The organism is Pseudomonas sp. PI1, from assembly GCF_000812405.1.
In the GTDB taxonomy this organism is placed as follows: domain Bacteria; phylum Pseudomonadota; class Gammaproteobacteria; order Pseudomonadales; family Pseudomonadaceae; genus Pseudomonas; species Pseudomonas citronellolis.
The window spans coordinates 189,556-202,527 of sequence record NZ_JWMC01000098.1 but is presented as its reverse complement, the minus strand read 5'-3'; the positions used below and the strand labels follow the sequence as shown (position 1 = coordinate 202,527).

General features: G+C 70.8%; 14 protein-coding genes. 11 read left to right on the top strand and 3 right to left on the bottom strand.

The features are described from left to right. Positions 1–42: 42 nt before the first annotated feature. The 11 genes from RN02_RS29045 (at position 43) to RN02_RS28995 (ending at position 10,935) form a co-directional block, all read left to right on the top strand. Positions 43–1,029, top strand: coding sequence for an aliphatic sulfonate ABC transporter substrate-binding protein (locus tag RN02_RS29045; protein WP_043318719.1), 987 nt, complete (start codon positions 43–45; stop codon positions 1,027–1,029). Between the two features lie 11 nt (positions 1,030–1,040). Next, positions 1,041–2,003 carry an ABC transporter substrate-binding protein gene (locus RN02_RS29040; RefSeq protein ID WP_043318717.1) on the top strand — a complete coding sequence of 321 codons (963 nt, stop codon included), beginning with the start codon at positions 1,041–1,043 and terminating at the stop codon, positions 2,001–2,003. Positions 2,004–2,180: 177 nt separating this feature from the next. After that, the gene (locus tag RN02_RS29035) at positions 2,181–3,083 is read left to right on the top strand and encodes an acyl-CoA dehydrogenase family protein (protein ID WP_052267925.1); all 903 of its coding nucleotides are present in this window, start codon (positions 2,181–2,183) and stop codon (positions 3,081–3,083) included. 176 nt (positions 3,084–3,259) lie between these two features. After that, positions 3,260–4,231 carry an aliphatic sulfonate ABC transporter substrate-binding protein gene (locus RN02_RS29030; RefSeq protein ID WP_043318715.1) on the top strand — a complete coding sequence of 324 codons (972 nt, stop codon included), beginning with the start codon at positions 3,260–3,262 and terminating at the stop codon, positions 4,229–4,231. Positions 4,232–4,311: 80 nt separating this feature from the next. Then, positions 4,312–5,322 (top strand): taurine ABC transporter substrate-binding protein, encoded by a 1,011-nt coding sequence (gene tauA, locus RN02_RS29025; protein ID WP_009613193.1) that lies wholly within the window; start codon positions 4,312–4,314, stop codon positions 5,320–5,322. 190 nt (positions 5,323–5,512) lie between these two features. Continuing rightward, positions 5,513–6,304 carry a taurine ABC transporter ATP-binding protein gene (locus RN02_RS29020; RefSeq protein ID WP_043318713.1) on the top strand — a complete coding sequence of 264 codons (792 nt, stop codon included), beginning with the start codon at positions 5,513–5,515 and terminating at the stop codon, positions 6,302–6,304. Beyond that, positions 6,294–7,112 carry an ABC transporter permease subunit gene (locus tag RN02_RS29015; protein WP_043318711.1) on the top strand — a complete coding sequence of 273 codons (819 nt, stop codon included), beginning with the start codon at positions 6,294–6,296 and terminating at the stop codon, positions 7,110–7,112. Before RN02_RS29020 ends, RN02_RS29015 begins: the two co-directional genes overlap by 11 nt. Before the next feature lie 193 nt (positions 7,113–7,305). Then, positions 7,306–8,142: a taurine dioxygenase gene (tauD, locus tag RN02_RS29010; protein ID WP_043318710.1), complete on the top strand. Its 837-nt coding sequence runs from the start codon at positions 7,306–7,308 to the stop codon at positions 8,140–8,142. Between the two features lie 125 nt (positions 8,143–8,267). Then, complete coding sequence (locus RN02_RS29005) at positions 8,268–10,292, top strand: OPT family oligopeptide transporter (protein ID WP_043318708.1); 2,025 nt, start codon at positions 8,268–8,270, stop codon at positions 10,290–10,292. 68 nt (positions 10,293–10,360) lie between these two features. Then, the gene (locus RN02_RS29000; protein WP_009613188.1) at positions 10,361–10,576 is read left to right on the top strand and encodes a CopG family transcriptional regulator; all 216 of its coding nucleotides are present in this window, start codon (positions 10,361–10,363) and stop codon (positions 10,574–10,576) included. Then, on the top strand, positions 10,570–10,935 hold the full coding sequence (locus RN02_RS28995; RefSeq protein WP_043268833.1) for a type II toxin-antitoxin system VapC family toxin: 366 nt from the start codon (positions 10,570–10,572) through the stop codon (positions 10,933–10,935). The genes RN02_RS29000 and RN02_RS28995 overlap by 7 nt, the downstream gene beginning before the upstream one ends. Here the strand turns inward: RN02_RS28995 and RN02_RS28990 are convergent. The 3 genes from RN02_RS28990 to RN02_RS28980 are packed head-to-tail and all read right to left on the bottom strand — an operon-like array spanning position 10,923 to position 12,972. Beyond that, a complete protein-coding gene (locus RN02_RS28990; protein WP_043318706.1) occupies positions 10,923–11,648 on the bottom strand; it encodes a DUF6796 family protein in 726 nt (241 codons plus the stop codon). The genes RN02_RS28995 and RN02_RS28990 overlap by 13 nt on opposite strands. Further along, positions 11,645–11,827 (bottom strand): hypothetical protein, encoded by a 183-nt coding sequence (locus RN02_RS28985; RefSeq protein ID WP_043318704.1) that lies wholly within the window; start codon positions 11,825–11,827, stop codon positions 11,645–11,647. The genes RN02_RS28990 and RN02_RS28985 overlap by 4 nt, the downstream gene beginning before the upstream one ends. Continuing rightward, the gene (locus RN02_RS28980; protein WP_043318703.1) at positions 11,824–12,972 is read right to left on the bottom strand and encodes a PepSY-associated TM helix domain-containing protein; all 1,149 of its coding nucleotides are present in this window, start codon (positions 12,970–12,972) and stop codon (positions 11,824–11,826) included. Before RN02_RS28980 ends, RN02_RS28985 begins: the two co-directional genes overlap by 4 nt.

The following is a 12,972-nucleotide window of genomic DNA, read 5'->3' as shown; positions in this document are numbered from 1 at the left end:
ACAACCCCTGGCTTCCGTGCGAAGCCGCCTGGAGATTGCCCCATGAAACGAACCCTGCGTGTTTTCGCCGGCCTGCTGGCCGCGACCTTGCTGGCCGGCGCCGCCAGCGCCGCCGAACCCGTCACCCTGCGCCTGGGCGACGTGAAGGGCGACCGCTATGCCGCGCTGCGCGCTTCCGGCGAGCTGGACAACCTGCCGTACAAGCTGGAGATGTCCGCCTTCCCCTCCGGCGCCCCGGTGCTCGAAGCGCTGAACGCCGGCGCCCTGGACATCGGCTTCACCGGCGACATCCCGTTCCTCTTCGTCTATGCCGCCGGCGCGCCGCTCAAGGCCGTGGGCGCCTGGCACTTCAACCCGGCGACCGTGGCGCTGGTGGTGGGCAAGGATTCGCCGATCCACTCGGTGGCCGAGCTCAAGGGCAAGCGCATCGCCGTCAACCGCGGCGGCTGGGGCCACTTCATGGCCCTGGGCGCGCTGCGCCGCGCCGGGCTCAAGCCCGAGGACGTGACCTTCTCCTTCCTCGGCCCGGTGGACGGCCGCGCCGCCCTGGTGCGCGGCTCGGTGGACGCCTGGGTGCCCTGGGAGCCCTACACCTCCAGCGCCGTGCTGCTCGACCAGGCGCGGGTGATCGACAACGGCGACGGCATCATGACCGGCTACTCCTACGCCCTGGCCAGCGATGCCGCCATCGCCGGCAAGAAGGCCGCCATCAGCGACCTGCTGACGCGCCTGGCGCGCGCCCAGGTCTGGGCCCAGCAGCATCCGGACGCCTTCGCCGCGGCGCTGGCCAAGGACCTGAACATGCCCCGGGAAGTGACGCGCCGCTGGGTGGGCGAGGCGCGCATCAGCCCCGTCGTGTTCGATGCGAACATCGCCGCCACGCTGCAGAAGGCCGCCGACTTCTTCCACGGCGAGGGCGTGCTGCCCAAAGCGCTGGACGTCGCCCCGGCGTTCGATTTCAGCCTGTCCGCCGGCGCCGCCGAAGTGGCCCGCCAACTGCCTGCCGACCTCACCGTCGGCCAGCGTTGAGGAGCCCCGCCATGCGCAAGATCCTCAGCCTGTTCCTGCTGCTGTGCCTGGCTGCCGGCCAGGCCCTCGCCGCCGAGCGCGTGACCCTGCGCCTGGCCGACCAGAAGGGCAACATGCGTGCCCAGCTGGACGCCGCCGGTGCGCTCAAGGGCCTGACCTACGACATCCAGTGGTTCGAATTCCCCGCCGCCGCGCCCCTGGCCGAAGCGCTCAACGCCGGCGCGGTGGATGCCGGCATCATCGGCGATGCGCCCCTGCTCTTCGCCCTGGCCGCCGGCGCCCAGGTGAAGGCCATCGCGGTGGACAAGTCCGACCCCTACGGCACCGCCGTGATCGTCCGCGGCGACTCGCCGCTGCATTCGGCGGCGGACCTCAAGGGCAAGCGCATCGCCACCGGGCGCGGCTCCATCGGCCACTTCGTGGCGCTCAAGGCGTTGGCTTCGGCAGGCCTGAGCGAGAAGGACGTGGAACTGCGCTTCCTCGGCCCGGTGGACGCGAAGATGGCCCTGGCCAACGGCTCGGTGGACGCCTGGGCGACCTGGGAGCCCTACACCGCGCGCTCGGAGACCGCCGACAAGGCGCGGGTGCTGGTCAACGGCCGTGGCCTGTGGGCCGGCAACAGCTTCCTCGCCGCCACCGATTCCGCCCTGGCCGATCCGGCGAAACGCGCCGCCCTGCAGGACTACCTGCAACGCCTGGCCGGCGCCCAGCGCTGGGCCTACGCGCACCTGGACGACTACTCGCGCAGCCTGGCGAAGATCATCGGCTTCCCCGAGGATGCCGCGCGCCTGCAGTTCCAGCGCCGGCAACTGCGCTGGCAGGCGCTGGACGCGCAGACCCTCGCCCAGCAGCAGGAGACCGCGGACTTCTACCAGGCCCATGGGCTGATCCCGCAGCGCCTGGACGTGCAGCCGACCTTCGCCGCGGGCTTCGCGGTGGAGCAGGGGCCGGCCGTTGGCCAGCGGCAGCCCTGACGGTTCTCAGCTAAGGCAAAAAGGTTATTTAACCTTGCCGCACTGCTTGGATATGGTTCTAAGTGCCGTCCCGGCCACGCCTCGTGCGCGGCGCAACGGGGCGCCGCCGAACCCCTTCGCTTCAGTCTTCCCGCGCGCCATTCGCCCAGGCACTGATCCCGTCGTCCCGAGGTGCCCATGAGCGTCGCCCCGCCCCGGCTGGCTCCCGCCGAGCCGTTCCCCCAGCCCGCCGTCGCCGGGCCCGCCACCTGGGCCCGCGCCCTGCGCGAATCCGGGTTGCTGCGGCTGTCGCTGCCGGCCCTGCTGGGTGGCGCCGGCAGCCCCTGGCGCGAGGTCCTGCAGGTTCTGCGCGACCTCTGCGAGCGCGACGGCGGCCTGGCCCGGCTATTCGCCGTGCACCACCTGCAACTGACCCGCGTGCGTCTGCTCGGCAGCCGCGAACAGCTGCAGCGCCTGTTGCACCTGAGCCTGCTGCGCGAGCCGCTGTGGGGCGCCCTGGGCGAGGACGATGGCCAACTGCTGCGGGCCGAGGAACACCTGCGCGGCGGCTTCCGCGTCAACGGCGCGCAATGGGATGCCTTCACCGCCGAGGCGGCCGACTGGCTGCTGCTGCGCGCCTGGCACGCGCCCAGCGGCGACTTCCTGCTGGCCGCGCTGCCCAGCGCGCGGGCCGGCCTTGCGCTGCGCGCCGGCGCCCACTGCCAGGGCCTGCGCCTGCACCCGGAGGACATCCTGCTGCCGCCGGGCCTGGCGGCCACGCCGCGGCGCGTGCTCGGCGACGGCCTGGCGCAGCTGCTGCAGGCCAACGTCGCCCTGGGCCTGGCGTTGCAGGCCGCGGACAGCCTGGACCTGCCCGAGGCCTCGGAGCTGTCGCGGCTGCTCGGCCTGGGCCTGGTGCTCAGCGAGCAGGCCGCCCGGCAGCTGGACGAGGACATCGAGGCGGGCGCGGCGCTGGCCTTCGGCCGCGCCAGCCACTTCGCCAATCTCGCCGCCCAGGCCCTGGCGGTGGCCCGCCAGGCGGCCCAGGCCAGCCTCCGCGCGGAGGGCGTGAGGGCCCGGCTGCTGGGGGCTGCGCACTGATGGCGGGATGAATCCGCGCGGTATTAGTTAAGAACTAAAAATTATTTATTTCTGATTTTTTATAGCTGTAATCTTCACTTCACCGGACCACCGGACTCATCCAGAACACCTGACACCAGTCCCGTGGTCCGTCCTCGCTCTGCAGGCGGCCGCCCCGTACCCGAGGAGCCGTACCCATGTCCCGCAGCCCGTTCCTGCGCCGTTTCGCCGTTGGCCTCGCCGCCTCCGCCGCCCTGCTGGGCGCCCTGGGCGCGCACGCCGAAGGCACCCTGCGCATCGGTTTCCAGAAGTCCTCCACCCTGCTGACCATAGTCAAAGCCCAGGGCACCCTGGAGCGCGAGCTGGGCAAGCAGGGCATCAAGGTGTCCTGGCATGAGTTCCCCAGCGGCCTGCCGCTGCTCGAATCGCTCAACGTCGGCAACGTCGACCTGTCCGCCGACGTCGCCGACACCGTGCCGGTGTTCGCCCAGGCCGCCGGCGCGCAGCTGACCTACTTCGCCCGCGAGACGCCGTCGCCCACCGCGCAGTCGATCCTGGTGCCGGAGGATTCGCCGCTGAAATCCCTGGCGGACCTCAAGGGCAAGCGCGTGGCCGTGACCAAGGCCGCCGGCAGCCACTACCTGCTGATCGCCGCATTGGCCAAGGCCGGCCTGAAGTTCTCCGACATCCAGCCTGCCTACCTGACCCCCGCCGACGGCCGCGCCGCCTTCGAGAACCACAAGGTGGACGCCTGGGTGACCTGGGACCCCTACGTCGCCAGCGCCCAGCGCCAGCAGCACGCCCGCGTGCTCGCCGACGGCCAGGGCCTGGCCAGCTACCAGCGTTACTACCTGGCCTCCAGTGACTACGCCAAGGCCCACCCGCAAGTGCTCGGGCAGGTCTTCGCCGAACTGCAGAAGACCGGGCGCTGGGTGAAGGCGCACCCGGCCGACGCGGCCAAGCTGCTCGGCCCGCTGTGGGGCAACCTCGACGCCGCCACCGTGGAGCAGGCCAACGCCCGCCGCAGCTACGACGTGCAGCCGGTGCGCGCCGACGGCCTCGACGAGCAGCAGCGTATCGCCGATGCCTTCTACGCCGAGGGCCTGCTGCCCAAGCCGGTGGACGCCCGCGCCGTGCAGGTCTGGCAGCCGGACCTGGCGCGCAACTGAAGCGAATTTCCCGCCGCTCCGCGAGGGGCGGCCCGTCACGGCCCGGCCGGCCGCCCCGAATGCATTTCCAGGAGCACCCCATGAAACGCACCTTCGCCCCGCGCCGCCTGCTGGCCGCGCTCGCCCTGGCCGGCCTCGCCGGCATCGCCCAGGCCGACATCACCCTCGGCTACCAGACCGGCGTGGACCCGACCAAGGTCCCGCAGGCCGACGGCACCTACGAGAAAGCCATCGGCGAGAAGCTCGACTGGCGCCGCTTCAACAGCGGCCCGGAAGTGGTCGCCGCCATCGCCTCGGGCGATGTGCAACTGGGCAACCTGGGTTCCAGCCCGCTGGCCGCCGCCACCTCGCGCGGCCTGCCGATCGTGGCCTTCATCGTCACCGCGCAGATCAACGCCGCCGAGGCCCTGGTGGTGCGCAACGGCAGCAGGATCGAGAAGCCCGAGGACCTGGTCGGCAAGACCATCGCCACGCCCTTCGTCTCCACCTCGCACTACAGCCTGCTGGGCGCGCTCAAGCACTGGAAGATCGACCCGACCAAAGTGAAGATCGTCAACCTCAACCCCACCGAGATCGCCGCCGCCTGGCGCCGTGGCGACATCGACGGCGCCTTCGTCTGGTCGCCGGCCCTGGGCGAGATCAAGAAGAGCGGCAAGGTGCTGACCGACGCCGCGGAAGTGGGCAAATGGGGCGCGCCGACCTTCGAGGTCTGGGTGGCGCGCAAGGACTTCGCCGAGAAGCATCCGGAGGTGCTGGCCAAGTTCGCCCGCGTGACCCTCGATTCCTTCGCCGACTACAACGCCCACAAGGCCCAGTGGACCGCCGATTCCGAGCAGGCGAAGAAGATCGCCCGGCTGACCGGCGCGGCGCCCGAAGACGTGCCCGAGCTGCTGGCCGGCAGCGCCTTCCCCGAGACCAAGGAGCAGCTTTCCAGCGCGCTGCTGGGCGGCGGCACCGCCAAGGATATCGCCGGGACCGCGGCCTTCCTGAAAGAGCAGAAGCGCGTGCCGTCGGTGCTCAAGGACTACTCGCCCTACGTCAGCGCGGAGTACGTGCGCCAGGCGGAGAGCGTGCAGGTGGGGCAGCGCTGAGAGTACTGGGAAGCCCGCTGAAGAGCCCCTCTCCCCAGCCCTCGCCCTGAAGGGAGAGGGAGCCGTCCGTCGCCAGGCCTGGGCACCGATTCCCGGGGATGGCACGGCTAGCCCCTCTCCCGCTTGCGGGAGAGGGCGGGGGGAGAGGGTGCTCCAGCGAGCCACTTCTTACCCTGCGGAGGGCAGAAATATGAGCCGTCTGACGGCCGAGGCCGTGAGCCTTTCTTTCCAGCAGCATGGCCAGACCCGGCGCGTGCTGCATGAGCTGACCCTGGACGTGGCCAAGGGCGAGTCCCTGGTGGTGCTGGGCCCTTCGGGCTGCGGCAAGTCCACGCTGCTCAACGTCCTGGCCGGGTTCCAGAAGCCCGACCGCGGCCGCGTGCAGATCGACGGCCGGACTCTCGAAGGCCCCGGCGGCGAGCGTGGCGTGGTGTTCCAGGACGACGCCCTGATGCCCTGGCTGGACGCTCTCGACAACGTCGCCCTGGGGCTGCGCATCCGCGGCCTGGGCCGTGCCGAACGCGAGGCCCGCGCCCGCGCGGTGCTGGCCCTGGTGGGCCTGCAGGAGCACGCGCATTACCGCGTCTCGCAGCTTTCCGGCGGCCAGCGCCAGCGCCTGGGCCTGGCCCGCGCCCTGGCGGTGGAGCCGGACTTCCTGCTGCTGGACGAGCCCTTCGGCGCCCTCGACGCCCTGACCCGCGAGCGCATGCAGGTGCTCACCCTGGACCTCTGGCGCAAGACCGGCAAGGGCCTGTTCCTGATCACCCACAGCGTCGACGAGGCGCTGTTCCTGGCCACCGACCTGGTGGTCATGGACGGCCCGCCGGCGCGCATCGTCAAGCGCCTGCGCCCTGACTTCGCGCGGCGCTACGCGGCCGGCGAGCCGGTGCGCTCGATCAAGGCCGACCCGGAGTTCGGCCGCCTGCGTCAAGAGTTGTTGGACGAGTTCCTGGAAGAGCCGGAGGCCGAACATGCCCACTGACACCCTCAGCGCCAAGCTGCCTGCCCGCCGCCGCGCCAAGCCTGCCCGCCCGCGCGACGCGCGGCGCTGGGCCGCCGCCGGGAGCATCGCCGCACTCGCCGCGCTCTGGTGGTTCGCCACCCATTTCGGCTGGGTCGACACGCTGTTCCTGCCGGCCCCCGAGCAGCTCTACGAAGCTTTGCAGCGGGTGCTCGCCGAAGGCTACGTCGACGCCACGCTGTGGCAGCACATCGGCACCAGCCTGCTGCGCGTGCTGCTGGCACTCGGCGCAGCGGTGCTCACGGCGATTCCGCTGGGCATCCTCATGGGCCTCAACCCGCTGGTGGGCGCCGCGCTCGACCCGCTGGTGGAGTTCTACCGGCCGATCCCGCCGCTGGCCTACCTGCCGCTGATCGTCATCTGGTTCGGCATCGGCGAGCTGTCCAAGGTGCTGCTGATCTACCTCGCGCTGTTCGCCCCGCTGCTGATCGCCACCGCCGCCGGCGTGCGCCGCGTGGACAGGTCGCGCATCCAGGCGGTGCGCTGCCTGGGGGCCAACCGCTGGCAGGTGGTGCGCCACGTGGTGCTGCCCAGCGCCCTGCCGGAAGTCCTCACCGGCCTGCGCATCGCCCTGGGCGTGGGCTGGTCGACCCTGGTCGCCGCCGAGCTGATCGCCGCCAACCGCGGGCTGGGCTTCATGGTGCAGTCGGCGGCGCAGTTCCTGGCGACCGATGTGGTGGTGCTGGGGATTCTGCTGATCGCCGGGATCGCGTTGAGCTTCGAGCTGGGCTTGCGCTGGTTGCAGGGGCGGTTTGCTTCCTGGGAGTAGGGCCTGGAGCTGGGGTAAGAGCAAGAGCAAGAGCCCCTCTCCCTAACCCTCTCCCTGAAGGGAGAGGGGACTGATCGGAGCTGCCGGTTAGCTCGGCGCTCGACGAATACACCGAACGGCTCCCTCTCCCGCTTGCGGGAGAGGGCTGGGGAGAGGGTGCTCTTCCCTGCACAGAACACGAGAGAGAAAAGAAATGACCACCCTGACCCTGGCCCCCCTCAGCCCCGCCCTGGGCGCCGTAGTCTCCGGCATCGACCTGCGCCAGCCGCTGGACGACGCCCAGCAGCAGGCCATCGAGCAGGCCCTGCTCGCCCACCAGGTGCTGTTCTTCCGCGACCAGCCGCTGACTCCTTCGCAGCAGGCCGCCTTCGCCGCGCGCTTCGGCGACCTGCACATCCACCCGATCTACCCCAGCGTGCCCGAGCAGCGCGAGGTGATCGTGCTCGACACCGCCGTCACCGACGTGCGCGACAACGCCATCTGGCACACCGACGTAACCTTCCTGGAAACCCCGGCCCTGGGCGCGGTGCTGGCCGCCAAGCAGTTGCCGCCCTATGGCGGCGACACCCTCTGGGCCAGCGGCATCGCCGCTTTCGAGGCGCTGTCCAAACCCTTGCAGCGCCTGCTCGACGGCCTGACCGCCACCCACGACATCAGCAAGTCCTTCCCCCAGGAACGCTTCGGCGCCACCGACGCCGACCTGGCGCGGCTGGAGGAGGCGCGCAAGAAGAACCCGCCGCGCTCGCACCCGGTGATCCGCACCCACCCGGTCACCGGGCGCAAGGCGCTGTTCGTCAGCGACGGCTTCACCACCCGCATCAACGAGCTGTCGGCGGCCGAGAGCCGGGCCATCCTCGACCTGCTGTTCGCCCACGTCGCCCGCCCGGAGTTCACCGTGCGCTGGCGCTGGCGCGAGAACGACGTGGCTTTCTGGGACAACCGCGTGACCCAGCACTACGCGGTGGACGACTACCGCCCGCAGCGCCGGGTGATGCACCGCGCGACCATCCTCGGCGACAAGCCGTTCTGACCCCCGCACGCCAACCCTCGCTCCTACGAAAAGCGGGGGGCGTCGCCTGGGCGACATTCGGTGACGTGGGCGCGCGCGCCGCTCTGGCCTAAGCTTGGCAGGTTGCCTTTCAGAGACTTCCTTCCATGCTCGAACGGATTCCGGACGAATCGAACCTGGCCGAACTGACCCTGCGCGGGCTCATCCTCGGCGCCCTCATCACCGTCGTCTTCACCGCCTCCAACGTCTACCTGGGCCTGAAGGTCGGGCTGACGTTCGCCTCCTCGATCCCCGCCGCGGTGATCTCCATGGCGGTGCTGCGCTACTTCTCCGGCTCGAACATCCTGGAGAACAACATGGTGCAGACCCAGGCCTCGGCCGCCGGCACCCTGTCGTCGATCATCTTCATCCTCCCGGGGCTGCTGATGATCGGCTACTGGGCCGGCTTCCCGTTCTGGCAGACCGCGGCCATCTGCTCCATCGGCGGCATCCTCGGGGTGCTCTACACCATCCCGCTGCGCCGGGTGATGGTGGTGCAGAGCAGCCTGCCGTACCCCGAGGGCGTGGCGGCGGCGGAAATCCTCCGTGTCGGCAGCCATGACGAGGAACACCCGCAGGCCGGCGACGGCAGCAAGCCGGGCCTGCGCGACATCCTCGCCGGCGGCCTGGTGGCGGCGCTGTTCAGTCTGTTCAGCAGCGGCTTCAAGCTGCTGGCCGAGGGCTTCAGCTTCTGGATCAGCGCCGGCCAGGCGGCCTTCCGCCTGTCCACCGGCTTCTCCCTGGCGCTGGTGGGCGCCGGCTACCTGATGGGCATCACCGCCGGCATCGCCATCCTCATCGGCGTGGTGATCGCCTGGGGCGTGGCGGTGCCGCTGCTCACCGTGAACAGCACCCTGGCCGCCGGGCAGAGCCTGCCGGAGCTGGCCAGCAAGCTGTGGAGCAGCCAGGTGCGCTTCCTCGGCGCCGGCACCATCGGCGTGGCCGCGCTCTGGACCCTCGCCACCCTGTTCAAGCCCATGGTGCAGGGCGTCTGGGCCTCGCTCGGCGCCATCAGCGGACGCGTCGAGGTCAGCGACCTGCGCACCGAGCGCGACATGCCGGCGGCCTGGATCCTGGCCATCGCCGCCTTCCTGCTGGTGGCGCTGTTCGTGGTCTTCGCCTACTTCCTCGGCCAGGCCGCGCCGGACCTCGCCGGCTTCGCCTTCTGGGGCCTGGTGGCCACCTGCGTGGTGTTCGCCTTCTTCTTCGGCTTCCTCATCGCCGCCGCCTGCGGCTACATGGCCGGCCTGGTGGGTTCCTCCAGCAGCCCGATCTCCGGCATCGGCATCATCGCGGTGATCCTGGTGTCGCTGCTGATCCTCGGCGTCGGTTCGCTGGAGACCGGCTTCCTCGACCGCGAGGGCGGCAAGCTGGCGATCGCCCTGGCGCTGTTCACCACCTCGGTGGTGCTGGCCATCGCCGCCATTTCCAACGACAACCTGCAGGACCTCAAGACCGGCTACCTGGTCGGCGCCACGCCCTGGCGCCAGCAGGTGGCGCTGATCGTCGGCTGCCTGGTGGGCGCGCTGGTGATCCCGCCGGTGCTGGAGCTGCTGTACAACGCCTACGGTTTCACCGGCGCCCTGCCGCGCGAGGGCATGGACCCCGGCGCGGCCCTGGCCGCGCCCCAGGCGACGTTGATGACCGCCATCGCCAGCGGGATTTTCCACAACGCGCTGAACTGGAACATGATCCTCATCGGCGTGGCCCTGGGCATCGCCCTGATCCTCGTCGACGTGCTCCTGCGCCGCACCGGCAAGGCCAGCCTGCCGGTGCTGGCCGTGGGCCTGGGCATCTACCTGCCGCCGACCATCGGCATGACCCTGGTGGTGGGCGCGGTGCTCGCCTGGCTGCTGGAGAGCACGCTGAAGAAGCGCGCCCAGGCCGCCGGGGTGAACGAGGACAAGTACGCCGACCTGCCGCGCCGCCGCGGCGTACTGCTGGCTTCGGGGCTGATCGTCGGCGAGAGCCTGATGGGCATCCTGCTCGCCGCGCTGATCGGCACCAGCGGCAAGGACGCGCCCCTGGCGCTGGTCGGCGCCGGCTTCGAGGACACCGCGCAGTGGCTGGGGCTGCTGGTGTTCGTGGTGGTCTGCGTGCTGTTCCACCGCCAGGTGCTGGGCAAACGCTGATACAAACGCAGGCTTGGTCGACCGGGGATGTGTGATATATGTTATCGATATCATATATGGAGGACGCCATGCGTACCCTGGTCGACATCCCCGCCGAGCACCTTGAGGCGCTCAACGCCCTGGGCGAGCAACAGCAGCAATCGCGCGCCGCGCTGATCCGCGAGGCGGTCGCCGAGTACCTGGTCCGGCACCGCCGGCAGGATGCCGAGGCCGCCTTCGGCCTGTGGAACGGCAGCGCCGGCGACGGCCTGGCCTACCAGGAGAAGGTGCGCGAGGAATGGTGAAGGCGCTGTTCGACACCAACATCCTCATCGACTACCTCAACGGCCACGAACAGGCCCGCGACGAGCTGCGCCGCTACGATGACCCCGCCATCAGCATCGTCACCTGGATGGAGGTGATGATCGGCGCCACGCCCGCCACCGCCGCGGCCACCCGCGCCTTCCTCGACAGCTTCGCCCTGGTGCCGCTCGACGCGCCCGTCGCCGAGCGCGCCGTGGCGGTACGCCAGGCGCTGCGGGTGAAGCTGCCGGACGCCATCATCAAGGCCAGCGCCGAGGTGCAGGGGCGCCTGCTGGTCACCCGCAACACCAGGGACTTCCCCGTCGACGACGCCGGCGTGCGCCTGCCCTACCGGCTCTGAGCCCCGCGCCGGGCGAACCACAGGCTGGAGAAGGCGTAGGCGACGAACCAGCCGATGTTGATGCCGGCGCCGCGCAGCCAGGTGCCCAGCGGCTCCGCCAGAACGGCGGGGGCGAAGTGGCCCAGCACCCCAAGGCTCAGCGGGTTGAGCAGCAGCGCGCTGCTGCGCGGCAGGCGCGTGCGCCCGCAGGCGATGGCCAGGGTGAGCACGCCCAGCCCGGCCACCAGGCCGCCCACCGCCGCCACCCAGGCGATCATCAGCAGGCGGTGGAACTGCTCGCCCAGCGCCAGCAGCGCCGGGTGGGCGTCGGCCGGCACCAGCAGGAGGGTCTTGTAGACCATCCCCAGGTGGTAGAAAGCGGCGTGCCCCAGCGGCGAGTAGGCGTTGCCGCAGACCAGCAGGGCGAACAGCGTCCAGGCCATCCAGCCCCGGCCGCGGGCGACCAGGAACCAGTGCCAGGCGCCGAGCAGGTACAGCGGCATGGCCAGCACCGCCACCAGGGCGCCGAAGGCCAGGCGCGGCTCGCTGTTGGGCAGCATGTAGTCCAGGCCTTCGAAGCTGATCCGCGCCAGGTAGTCCTGCAGCGGAAGGTAGTCGGCGAGGTTGGCCCGGGCGCCGAGCAGGCCGGCGTCGCCGATCATCCAGAACACCGCGGCCAGCAGCCCGGCGTAGCCGCACAGGCGCAGGGCGCGGTCGCCGTAGATCGGGTTCATGGCGACGGCCTGCGGGCGCGGGCCAGCGCCGCCAGGATCACCGCCAGGGGAACGCCCAGGGCGAACCAGGACAGCGCGTCCCAGGGGCCGTCGCCGACCAGCGCGGAAACCAGCCCCACCAGGCTGAGCACGGCCAGCGCCAGGGGCCAGCGGAACACCCTCCACAGGTTGCGCTTCATGCCTCGCCCTCCGCGGCCAGGTGCCCGGCCTGCAGGTCGGCCAGGCGTTTCTCCAGGGTCTTGCGCCGCGCGAACCACAGGTACAGGCCGCTGCCGAGGACGACGATGGCCACCAGGTCGAGCAGCGTCCAGACGATCTTCAGCGGCAGCCCGCCGTAGTCGCCGAAGTGCAGCGGCTGCGAGAGGAACAGCGTCTTCACGTACAGCGGCATCTCGCGGATGTCGGTCAGCTCGCCGGTCTGCGCGTCCACCAGGGCCGGCTTGAGCAGGCGCTTGGTCAGCGGCGTGGCGCCGTGCATGAACACCGCGTAGTGGTGCTGGCTGCTGAACTGGGTGCCGGGGAAGCCGATGAAGCTCATGGTCATGTCCGGCGCCGCCGCCTGGGCGGTCTGCAGCGCCTTGTGCAGCGAGCCGTTGTCGGCCATGGGCGGCGCGTCGCGGTAGGGCGCGGTCATCTCGGCCAGCTGGTCGCTGCGCCAGAGCATGAGGATCGGCAGCGCCAGGGTGTTGATCACCCCGGTGGCGCCCACCACCAGTACCCAGGCCAGGGTGACGATGCCCAGCATGTTGTGCAGGTCCAGCCACTTCACCCGGCGGCTGCGCCGGGTGCGCACCGCGGCGAAGTCGAGCTTGCGCATGAAGGGCGTGTAGACCACCACCCCGGACACCAGCGAGGCCACCAGCAGCAGCCCCATGAAGCCGAGGAACAGGTAGCCGGGCAGGCCCATGAACAGGTCGGTGTGCAGCTTGAGCATCAGGTACATGAAGCCGCCGGGCGGCGGCTCCGGGTCGAAGAACTCGCCGGTGCGCGCGTCGAACGGCTGCACGTGGCCGATCTCCGGCGGCGGCACCAGGCTGGGCGCGGTGATCACCGCGCCCAGCGGCTCGTCGGGGTCGAACACCACGAAGCGCACCACCTCGCCCGGGCGCGCGGCCAGGGCGCGGGCCACCACGTCGTCGTAGTCGATGCGCGGCGACTCGGTGGTCAGCGGCTTGAGCTCCGGGTGCGGTTCCAGGTAGTGCTCGATCTCCTCGTGGAAGATCAGCGGCAGGCCGGTCAGGCACAGCAGCAGGAGGAACAGCGTGGACACCAGGCTGGTCCACTTGTGCACCAGGTACCAGGTGCGCAGGGCTTTCGCGGTCAT

Excerpts from the sequence above, each read along its gene's own strand:
- RN02_RS28995 (WP_043268833.1), top strand. The coding sequence starts at position 10,570 with ATGGTGAAGGCGCTGTTCGACACCAACATCCTCATCGACTACCTCAAC.
- RN02_RS28980 (WP_043318703.1), bottom strand. The coding sequence starts at position 12,972 with ATGACCGCGAAAGCCCTGCGCACCTGGTACCTGGTGCACAAGTGGACC.
- RN02_RS29000 (WP_009613188.1), top strand. The coding sequence starts at position 10,361 with ATGCGTACCCTGGTCGACATCCCCGCCGAGCACCTTGAGGCGCTCAAC.
- RN02_RS29045 (WP_043318719.1), top strand. The coding sequence starts at position 43 with ATGAAACGAACCCTGCGTGTTTTCGCCGGCCTGCTGGCCGCGACCTTG.
- RN02_RS29040 (WP_043318717.1), top strand. The coding sequence starts at position 1,041 with ATGCGCAAGATCCTCAGCCTGTTCCTGCTGCTGTGCCTGGCTGCCGGC.
- RN02_RS29005 (WP_043318708.1), top strand. The coding sequence starts at position 8,268 with ATGCTCGAACGGATTCCGGACGAATCGAACCTGGCCGAACTGACCCTG.
- RN02_RS29020 (WP_043318713.1), top strand. The coding sequence starts at position 5,513 with ATGAGCCGTCTGACGGCCGAGGCCGTGAGCCTTTCTTTCCAGCAGCAT.
- tauD (WP_043318710.1), top strand. The coding sequence starts at position 7,306 with ATGACCACCCTGACCCTGGCCCCCCTCAGCCCCGCCCTGGGCGCCGTA.
- RN02_RS28985 (WP_043318704.1), bottom strand. The coding sequence starts at position 11,827 with ATGAAGCGCAACCTGTGGAGGGTGTTCCGCTGGCCCCTGGCGCTGGCC.
- RN02_RS29035 (WP_052267925.1), top strand. The coding sequence starts at position 2,181 with ATGAGCGTCGCCCCGCCCCGGCTGGCTCCCGCCGAGCCGTTCCCCCAG.
- RN02_RS28990 (WP_043318706.1), bottom strand. The coding sequence starts at position 11,648 with ATGAACCCGATCTACGGCGACCGCGCCCTGCGCCTGTGCGGCTACGCC.
- RN02_RS29030 (WP_043318715.1), top strand. The coding sequence starts at position 3,260 with ATGTCCCGCAGCCCGTTCCTGCGCCGTTTCGCCGTTGGCCTCGCCGCC.
- RN02_RS29015 (WP_043318711.1), top strand. The coding sequence starts at position 6,294 with ATGCCCACTGACACCCTCAGCGCCAAGCTGCCTGCCCGCCGCCGCGCC.
- tauA (WP_009613193.1), top strand. The coding sequence starts at position 4,312 with ATGAAACGCACCTTCGCCCCGCGCCGCCTGCTGGCCGCGCTCGCCCTG.